Here is an 8,878-nt window from a genome sequence, read left to right on the forward strand (position 1 = left end):
ATGCTCTCCTTTTTGCTTATTAAAGCAATCCTTTCTCTTGTAAGATCGGACTTAATTTTTCATCAATTTCCGACTTCGAAACGATATTTTTTAGGTATACAATCGAGGTGTGGTCACTAATATTAAATTTAGCAAATTGCGAACGAAAATTTTCTGCGGTAATAATAATGTCGACATTCATCGACGCGGCAGAAGAAATATCCGTATGATCTAACTTGGCATCAATACCTTTAGCTTTTAGTACATCTTCAGTTGCCATTTGGGCAGCAAAACTACTACCAAGACCGGCACCACAAACAAATAAAATAGATAACTGACTCATCGGGGATCCTCCTATAGCTTATTAAGTTAAAGCTGGGGTTGGTTCATTAAATAAAATCGCTTTAAATTGCGAGACACAATCACACATTAATAAGCGTTCAAGCTTACTTTCATCATTAATCAGTTCGATCAAACTGCGCATAATATTGAGGTGAGAAAAGGAATCGATAGCCGCCAGACAAAATATAATCTTAACTGGCCCCATATCCTGATTACCAAAATCGACAGGATCACGCATGGTCATCACACTAAGTCCTAATTGATTAACACCATCTTCAGGCCGAGCATGCGCTAAAGCCAAATTTTTGCCGATAACGATATACGGACCATATTGTTCAAGCGAGCTAATCATGGCATCGACATAATTTTTTGAAATATAGTTTTTCTGCAAAAGCGGTTGAGCAACAAAAGTGATAGCTTGCTGCCAATTAGAGCAAGTTTGTTGCAATATAATGTCATCATCGGTAAGAATATCTTTCAACATAGGTTGGATTTTCCTTTTATTGATTTTAAGATTATTAATAGCTAAACACTTCTCCAATTGGTTATAAATTGGTGCAGACACCACTCCGCCACTCTCTTCAATTAAATTAACTAAAGCATAAAAAAGATCAGTGGCATCAGTGCAGTGATTAACCATACGTTGGTGATCACGATTTTTAGCTAAAAAATCTGTAATGATAGAGTGATTTTTTTCTTTTAATATGGGTTCTAACACCAAAACAGGGTGTTCATAATGTGATAATGGAAAAGTCGAAAAAATCAAATCGAAATCAAGTTGCTTCAATAAATGCTGATCATTACGAGCCAAAATAGCCAAAATCTCGATATTGAAAAATTCTTTAAGTGATTGAGCTAAAAGATTAGAGGTCGCAATACCGTGATCACAAATGACCACCGCTTTAAAATAGTAACTTCGCTCTTGGTTGATCTCACTGGCGAAAGCAGAAAAATGAATGGTTAAAAAAGCAACTTCATCTTCAGATACTTTATTGCTTAAAGTGGTCTCAAGATTTTGGATAAATTGTGCAATAGCCGAATAGATAACACCATAATTCTGTTTAATATTATCTAATAACGGATTAATAATATGGATATTATTGCTCACCCGTGCGATTAACCCGGCTAAATGCTTACATAAATTTTCGTATAACTGTTCTTGTTTAATAGAAAACGGAATTTGTGTCTTTTCCTCAACATAATTGACCAATTTAATCGCCAATAATTGTGCATTTAACCAATCGATAGAATTATTGATATCCTTAGTATTAAAGGTCTCTAACATATAAATGATATATTGCTGTTCTTGACGACTAACTTGTAAAGCTGCGTGCTGACAAACCAACCGAATAAATTGATTAATACTGCCGGAATCATTATGAATAAAATCAGATCGAATCTTAGTGAGATGGTGATGTTGTTGATTACGAATAACCCAAATTGCAGTAAAAATAACAATTTGCTGTTTATAAATTTCATCATGAACTTGACTCATTGTTTGTTCAGCAAGCTCAAATAATTTATTAATCAACATTTGCGGAATGTAACTAAATAACAACTGTTGAATTAAACTTAACTCTTTTAACGGCTGCTCATAATTGAGATTACTGGCATATTGATTTATCACCTCATACATCATTAAACGAATTGAACGTTCTAATCCAACTAATTGCATTCCTAATTTAGATTGACTCACCAACTCAATATCATATTTTTTTAAACGCAATTTAAGTTTACGAATATCTTCGTCTAACACACTTTTAGAAACATAATAACTATTCTCTTTTTGGCTTAAAATGGTAGGTGTAACTGAAAAAGCAATAGCTAACAATAGATCAAATTGACGTTCTTCTTTGCTTAAAATAGGGGAAACAGGTAATTGTTGTAAGGCAAGCCTAACTAACTGCTTTTGTTCACGGCTACCCTTGATAATAAAACCTTTATTACGGATTGAGGAGATAAGCGGCAACGCCCTTTTATGTAAAAATTCATTTATTTCTCGTATCTCATTTCGCATTGTGCGAGTACTTATCTGAAACTCTTCCGACAATGTATCAATAGTTAATGGATAATCAATAGATATGAATTTTCTAAATACTGCAATTGTTCTTGTTCGCATAAAACCATTCACCTATTTACTTCATAAATTTAGTATAAGTGAGTGATAGTGACATACCTAGTTGGTATTTTTGCAAATAATCATTGCAAAAATTAATTATGGATTAGGTATTTAAAGTTAAGATGGCGGTGTTTTTTTAAACAATAAGGTGATTTAAAGGCAGGAGAATATATCAATAACGGCATACTAACTATGCCATATCGAAGGCAAATTTATGGCAAATGAATCAAAAAATTATGCATTTGCCACTAAATAAAATTGAATAAATGATAGGCTAAATCATTTTTTCTTTTTCAAAATCACCGCCATCAAAGGACGGTGACAATGATAAATCGTCGCCGGCTTTAACATAATCAACTCTGCCAAAGGTATCGTCCAATCAGGAATGACGGTGTTTTCTAAGTGATCAGGATCGATCGTATTATCAATATCAAATAGCTGGGTATTAGCGAATAACGCCTCTTTTTTGGCAATATCGACATCATCACTGTCGCTAAGCATGTTGCAGTTTTCTAATATCTCTTGAGCAAATTGTTCTGGCCAATCTTCGGCAAAATGCTTTAATTTAGCTAAGCTTGAAATATGTCTTAACATGTCTCGGAACAACAACAAATAGACCATTTGAACGTTGCGACCTGACAAGTTAGCCAACTGTTCATCGGATAACGTAGTATTGATAACACTTGGGCCCCATTTAAAAAATAGCATAGCTATGTAGAATTTAACGATCCGTTTAATTGGCGCGTATTTTGCTTTAACTAACTTATCAATTTCACGAGATAATTGCATAGTCGGATAACCGACATGATTACGTCCATTCAAATCTCGCTCTGAAAGCGTTGGCTCACTCTGTTTTTTCAATAATCCTAACATGTTATAACTCTTACTATCTATTTTTTTGTCTAACTATTTCAAATAAACAAACGCCAGTGGCAACCGACACATTAAGTGAAGAGACAATTCCTGCCATAGGAATACTGACTAGCTCATCGCAATGCTCTTTGGTTAATCGACGCATACCCTCACCTTCTGCGCCCATTACTAATGCCAGTGGCAAGGCGTTTGAATTTTTATAAAAATCGGTTTGATAAAGTGTACTTGTCGCTTCGCCAGCGGTGCCCACAATCCAAACTTGGTATTCATCTTGTAACATCCGCATAGTTCGAGCAAGATTTGTCACTCTAACAACGGGTACACTCTCTGCCGCACCACATGCGACTTTCTGGGCAGTTGAATTAAGTGGTGCTGAGCGATCCTTTGGCACAATAATAAAACTCACGCCTGCAGCGTCAGCGGTACGAATGCAGGCACCTAAATTATGCGGATCGGTCACACCATCTAAAATTAAAATAACCGGATTGGGATGTTGTTCCATCAATAATGGGATATCATTTTCCTGATAACCACGGTTTGGTTTAACCATTGCCAAAATACCTTGATGCACGCCATTTCTGGTTTTTTCATCTAAGTACTGTCTATTGGTCACTTTCACCGCTAAACCCAACTGTTCTAACTCATGAACAAGGGCATTTAGGCGCTTATCTTCTCGGCCTTTAGCGATAAAAACTTCAATAATTCTTTCAGGCGCACGCGTTAACAAAGCTTCAATCGCATGGATACCGTATACTGTTTCACTCATCTATTAATTACTCTTTTTTCTCTTATTACTTGATGTCGATGCTGATTTAGATTTAGTCTTAGATGCCGCTTTAGATTTTGCTTTAGCTTTTGTGCGCTTTTTACTTTTTACTTTAGCTTCTGCTTTATTTGCTACTTTAGCGTTCGCTTTTTTCTTTTTGCTATCTGTTGGACTTTTAGCTTTGCGTTTTACTGGTAAATCAGCAGCAAAACTTATATCAGCTTTATTAGCTTTATCTTTTGCCGTCTTACCTTGGCGTTGTGGCTTATTATTACTGCCAACCAAAGAAAAATCAATTTTACGCTCTTCTGGGTTAACATTATCGACTTTTACTTGAACTTTATCACCTAAACGATAACTAAAGCGAGTATTTTCACCAATTAAACGGTTACGTGATGCATCATAAATATAATAATCATTTTCCAGTGACGAGACATGCACTAAACCATCAATAAACAGATCATCTAACCGGACAAAAAAGCCGAAATTAACCACACTCGAAATAGTTCCATTAAACACCTCGCCAACATGATCTTGCATATAATCACATTTTAACCAGTCAACCACATCACGAACAGCTTCATCCGCACGGCGCTCAGTCATCGAACAGTGCTCACCAAAATAAAGCATTTCGCTAGTGGTATAACGATGCCCACCAGTTTTACTGGTTTTATGTTGTTCATTCGCCAGTACCCATTTAATAGCACGATGTAATAATAAATCAGGATAACGACGAATTGGCGAGGTAAAATGTGCATACTCCTCAAGCGCTAACCCGAAGTGCCCACGATTTTCAGGATCGTAAATCGCTTGCTTCATCGATCGTAAAATCACCGTCTGCAACATCTCATGGTCAGGTCGGGCTTCAACTTCAACCATTAACTTAGCAATATCTTTTGGTTTGGGATTATTACCGCCACCGAGAGATAAACCGAGTTCACTTAAAATACTGCGTAAATTGTTCATGCGATCTTCATCCGGTCTATCATGCACGCGGAATAAAGACGGAATTTCAGCATTAATGACCAATTTTGCCGCAGCAACATTGGCTAAAATCATACACTCCTCAATAATTTTATGTGCTTCATTACGCTGGACTAATTCAATACTCTCAATACGTTTATCTGCATTAAAAATGAATTTTGGCTCTTCTGACTCAAAACCAATCGCGCCACGAGTAACTCGAGCATTGTCTAATACCTTATATAAGCCATAAAGATTTTCAAGATGAGGTACTAACTCTCGATAATGCTCACGTAACTCTTTATCACCTTCTAAAATTTTGGCAACCTTAGTATAAGTTAAGCGTGCATGAGAGTTCATTACTGCTTCATAAAATTGATAACCAGTTAAACGTCCTTTATTTGACACTGTCATTTCACAGACTAAACATAAACGATCAACTTGTGGATTGAGAGAACAAAGGCCATTAGATAACACTTCTGGTAACATTGGCACCACTCGTGATGGAAAATAGACTGACGTACCTCGTAAGCAAGCCTCTTTATCTAAAGCTTTACCGTTGCGAACATAATAACTCACATCAGCAATTGCTACCCATAATCGATAGCCACCGCCACGATTTTTTTGACAATAAACCGCATCATCAAAATCACGGGCATCTTCACCATCAATGGTTACTAACGGCAACTCGCGTAGATCTTTACGGCCTTTTTTAGCGCTTTCTGGCACTTGCTCACTAAATTTGCTAGCCTCTTTTTCAACCACTTTAGGAAATTCATAAGGGATTTCATGATTACGTAATGAAATATCGATAGCTAAATTGGTTCCCATAATCTCGCCAAGAACTTCCTTAATCACGCCGACTGCTTTTTGACGACGCTCAGGTCGTTGCTGTAATTCAACCACAACCACCGAGCCCATTCTGACAGTACGATTTGGTTTACCTGCGATCAAAATATCAAAATTCAAACGACTGTCATCCGGCACCACAAAGCCAACGCCTTGCTCAATAAAATAACGACCAACAATTTGATTAGTGCGGGGTTCTAAAATCCGCACCACGCGCGCTTCAGTCTTACCTCGGTATTGACTGTTGATTGGCTGAGCCAATATAACATCACCTTGTAAAACCTTTTTCATCTGCTCATGTGACAAGAAATAGTCTTCCGGCTTACCTTCAACTCGCAGAAAACCATAGCCATCACGATGTGCAATCACACTACCCTTAACCATATCGAATTTTTCCGGTAAGGCATAACACTTACGACGTGTAAACACCACTTGGCCATCACGTTCCATCGCCCGCAATCTGCGATGTAAAGCCTCTTTCTGCTCATCAGATTTGATTGATACGGCATTAGCTATTTTCTCTAAGCTGGCTGGTTTTGCTTCTTGGGTTAGATAATCCAAAATCAGTTCACGGCTGGCAATCGGTGAGTCATATTTTTGTGCCTCACGATCGTAAAATGGATCTTTTATCATATGGAGCGTCCTGTGATCGAATGTTGAGTTTAGAATAACATAGAGTTGCATAACTTAAAATCAAGATTACTTTTTTGCAGTGCAAAAGCCTTTATTCTCAACATGTTTATAATTATTAATTCTTAAGATTTATGATTAATAAATAGGAGATGGTGATAAGGTAATTTATCGAAATGAAATATAAATATAATTTATACCTATTATTTAGTTTTTTTGCTTATTTTTTGACCGAAAAATTGCCCCAGTACGCTACGCGTAACTGGAAACAATTTTTCTTTGCAGCGTCTCTATAAAATATTGTTCAGTTGCCTGTCTATATTTATCTTTTTGCCAATTAAGCAAAAATTGACGCTCTTCTTCAGTCAACCATAATGGAATTAATTCCTTACTTAAAAAATCTTTAGAATGCTTATTTTTGCAATTTATTGATAATAATTCTGAAGTATTCTTTTTATACCAACGGTTATAAGAATTTCTATCGACATGCCAAAGATTTTTATAGCTATAACCAAATTGGCAATTAGCTAAACCATTCGGCAACAAACTTTCCAATTTTTTGGTTGGTAACCCAGCACGTAATATTTTTTGATTAGATAAACTTTTATATTTATAAAGGCACAAATTAAGATCCAAATTTAACCGAGTCACGGCGAGATAAAGGGATACGCCATAAAGCTGAGCAAAGATACCTTCTCGGAAAAAGTAGATATAATCAGTTTGTTGGCTTAATTTTAATTTTTGTTCTATATTCATAAATTTAGATTTTTCATATTAAATAAATATATTTTAATCACCACGACAAACACCGGTTGTGCTTGGATATCTTGGCTCCTGAATATCAATTTGACCTGTCTTACCCCTTACTCGGTAAACTAACTGATTTCGCAATAGCTCAGCAGTCCATAAATCACCATCAGGACGCCAAACTCCACCATAGTTTTTCGTAATACCCCATTCACTCATAAATGTACCCACTGCCCTTATAAAATGAGAACCATTATTAGTCAGTTCAGAAGTTGTATATAAATATTTTAACCGAAAATCGCTATTCAATGCTTGCGCTTGAGTAACTTTATTTATCCCGCTACAAAAACTTAATACATTAAATCCTCTAGACATACTTACATACTTTGAATCACTAAACACAATTGCCTTACCTGTTCCTTTCCTAGGCCATTTTTTAGGCACAGGAATAGTAAAATTATCGAACCATTCCCAATAACGACCGTTATAATATTCCATTGTTATTGTTGGCGTTCCATTTTGAATAAATTGGCTTTTTTGCTCAGCGATGTAATTTATCGTACAATTTGAACCAAAACCACCAATTGTCGATAAGTTTATTTTGCCACCACCATTAGACGTATAGCAACGATAACGACTTTGATCCGATCCGCTACCGACTAAGGTAAAAGCTGCATTCTGAAAACCAGTTGTTGGAAAACCACTACTTCGAGAAAAACCATAGGTATTATTAAAGACATTGGGATCATGATCACCAAAGTGAGTCATTTCATTCGGTCGTAAATAACATATTTGCCCATTTGGAATTATCCTATACTCTACCGAACTACTGCCATAGTAACGATTTCTAGGTAAACCATATTGAGTATTGGCCTGAATATTCGAGACTTCTACGCGTAATTTATAAGGTCCGCCACAATTCCAAAGCTCCCAACTTAACTTATCATTAGGTATTTGAATACCATTCTCGAACCAAGTTGCTTTAATTGTTCCAGTGACATAACCGCCAACTTGATCACCATCAATATCATCAACCTTAAGTGCTGATGGATTATGTGCAACTCCATCCGTAGGGGTAGCAAAAGCCCAAACATCATTGAAATGCATTCCTTTAGGTGCTCGCAAGGTAAGATCAGTATCCCAGGCACTGATCCATTCAGTACCGCCTTGTCCATTACGATTTGGAAAATTAATCCCCATAATTTGCCGTAAATCGGTTAATGGTGTTACGCCATCAGCTAATAAAATATACGGCGAATTACCGGTTATCATTTTTTCTGTTTGAGCCGAATATAAAGATAAAGCCCATACATTATTTACCAATAGCAGACTACTTAGAATAAAAATTACTTGTGCAAATAGTGTTTGATACCTAGTTAAATTTGTCGCTTTTTGTCTATTTTTATGTTGCTGAATATTTAACGCGATGTTTGCTATATAAGTTTTTAGATTATAGAAAGATAAGTTTATGGTAGATTTTAATTGTAAAACTTGTTTAGCCTGAAAAATGGCTACAATATTATTTTGGCTGGCTGGCTGGCTGGCTGGCTGGCTGGCTGGCTGGCTGGCTGGCTGGCTGGCTGGCTGGCTGGCTGGCTGGCTGGCTGGCT

Annotated in this window: 7 protein-coding genes; all 7 read right to left on the reverse strand. The window is 36.5% G+C overall.

The features are described 5' to 3' along the window. Positions 1–19: 19 nt before the first annotated feature. Entirely contained in the window at positions 20–322 is a 303-nt protein-coding gene (locus tag H3T83_RS08195; protein WP_034901817.1) for a PTS sugar transporter subunit IIB, read from the reverse strand. A gap of 21 nt (positions 323–343) precedes the next feature. After that, on the reverse strand, positions 344–2,440 hold the full coding sequence (locus tag H3T83_RS08200) for a BglG family transcription antiterminator (RefSeq protein WP_198215516.1): 2,097 nt from the start codon (positions 2,438–2,440) through the stop codon (positions 344–346). A 279-nt stretch (positions 2,441–2,719) separates the two neighbouring features. Beyond that, the gene (locus H3T83_RS08205) at positions 2,720–3,313 is read right to left on the reverse strand and encodes a hypothetical protein (protein WP_034901813.1); all 594 of its coding nucleotides are present in this window, start codon (positions 3,311–3,313) and stop codon (positions 2,720–2,722) included. A 13-nt stretch (positions 3,314–3,326) separates the two neighbouring features. Then, on the reverse strand, positions 3,327–4,079 hold the full coding sequence (gene rlmB, locus H3T83_RS08210) for a 23S rRNA (guanosine(2251)-2'-O)-methyltransferase RlmB (protein WP_065650974.1): 753 nt from the start codon (positions 4,077–4,079) through the stop codon (positions 3,327–3,329). A 3-nt stretch (positions 4,080–4,082) separates the two neighbouring features. Beyond that, entirely contained in the window at positions 4,083–6,524 is a 2,442-nt protein-coding gene (rnr, locus tag H3T83_RS08215) for a ribonuclease R (protein WP_198215517.1), read from the reverse strand. A 249-nt stretch (positions 6,525–6,773) separates the two neighbouring features. Further along, entirely contained in the window at positions 6,774–7,277 is a 504-nt protein-coding gene (locus H3T83_RS08220; protein WP_065650976.1) for a hypothetical protein, read from the reverse strand. A 33-nt stretch (positions 7,278–7,310) separates the two neighbouring features. Further along, positions 7,311–8,591: a hypothetical protein gene (locus tag H3T83_RS08225; protein WP_034901806.1), complete on the reverse strand. Its 1,281-nt coding sequence runs from the start codon at positions 8,589–8,591 to the stop codon at positions 7,311–7,313. Between the last annotated feature and the right edge of the window lie 287 nt (positions 8,592–8,878).

Source organism: Gilliamella sp. M0320 (assembly GCF_016101635.1).
Lineage (GTDB): Bacteria > Pseudomonadota > Gammaproteobacteria > Enterobacterales > Orbaceae > Gilliamella > Gilliamella apis.

Excerpts from the sequence above, each read along its gene's own strand:
- rlmB (WP_065650974.1), bottom strand. The coding sequence starts at position 4,079 with ATGAGTGAAACAGTATACGGTATCCATGCGATTGAAGCTTTGTTAACG.
- H3T83_RS08220 (WP_065650976.1), bottom strand. The coding sequence starts at position 7,277 with ATGAATATAGAACAAAAATTAAAATTAAGCCAACAAACTGATTATATC.
- rnr (WP_198215517.1), bottom strand. The coding sequence starts at position 6,524 with ATGATAAAAGATCCATTTTACGATCGTGAGGCACAAAAATATGACTCA.
- H3T83_RS08205 (WP_034901813.1), bottom strand. The coding sequence starts at position 3,313 with ATGTTAGGATTATTGAAAAAACAGAGTGAGCCAACGCTTTCAGAGCGA.
- H3T83_RS08195 (WP_034901817.1), bottom strand. The coding sequence starts at position 322 with ATGAGTCAGTTATCTATTTTATTTGTTTGTGGTGCCGGTCTTGGTAGT.
- H3T83_RS08200 (WP_198215516.1), bottom strand. The coding sequence starts at position 2,440 with ATGCGAACAAGAACAATTGCAGTATTTAGAAAATTCATATCTATTGAT.